This window comes from Bartonella jaculi, from assembly GCF_039543045.1.
GTDB classification, from domain to species: domain Bacteria; phylum Pseudomonadota; class Alphaproteobacteria; order Rhizobiales; family Rhizobiaceae; genus Bartonella; species Bartonella jaculi.
In genome coordinates this window covers 1-843 of record NZ_BAABIZ010000151.1, presented here as the reverse complement: position 1 = coordinate 843, position 843 = coordinate 1, and the positions used below count along the sequence as shown (strand labels likewise).

At 33.2% G+C, this 843-nt stretch carries 1 protein-coding gene; it reads right to left on the bottom strand.

Annotated features, from left to right (window positions below; all coding sequences use genetic code 11):
* A partial coding sequence (locus ABD915_RS09915) for a restriction endonuclease (protein ID WP_345117791.1) occupies positions 1 to 541 on the bottom strand: 541 nt, incomplete at its 3' end.
* Between the last annotated feature and the right edge of the window lie 302 nt (positions 542 to 843).

Genomic DNA, 843 nt, shown 5'->3' with positions numbered 1-843 from the left:
GACGAGGCTCTTTTGTTGATTTAAGAACAACTTCTTGTTTTGTTGCAAATATTTGCCAATCTATACGACTGTTTTCCATATGATGAAGGTCAATGCGATAAACGGGTATCGCTTGTCCTTTAATCATGGCATTCACATTGTCACTTAATTCACTTTCAGTGCTATCAACAAGAAGACGATATTTAAAGATGTCTTTTCCAGAGGCAGCGATAAAGCTATCAATATCCTTTTTACTGATCTGATGGTCTGCTTTATAAAACTTACATTGGATAGCAACATACCCTTCTTGATTGCGAAGCTTTGCAACCAGATCAATGCCGATATCATTTTTATTCCAATCATCACGTTCTTTTGCCCATTCAAAATAGCTTTCAACCTTTTCATATCGTCCATAATGAAGAGGGTCATGCATCAGATATTTGCTAACAAAAGATTCAAAAATTTTCCCCCGTTCAGCATTTGATGTTGCCTGTTGACGATAATATTCCAACAGAGAGCGTAAAGTGACGTGTTTGTTATCAGACTTATCAGATTGAAGCATATTACAACAGAGCCCATTTTTTTATAATGTGTTTAATTCTTTTCAAAAGAATCAAAATGAAGCTTATTAAATCTATTTTGAACGAATTGAGAAAAAATGCATAAAAATGCAAAAAAAACGGATAAATTTTTTTAAATGGGGTTTTTAAAGGCACTTTATCCACAGCCTATGAGCTATGGTTAATCAGCATAATAGTGGAATTTGCTATTCGTTTTATGATCAATCAAGACAAATGCAGTATGTGCTTTTAAAACATCAGAATGATTATTTTGATAGGTTTTATCACAAATTTTACAGAGAGG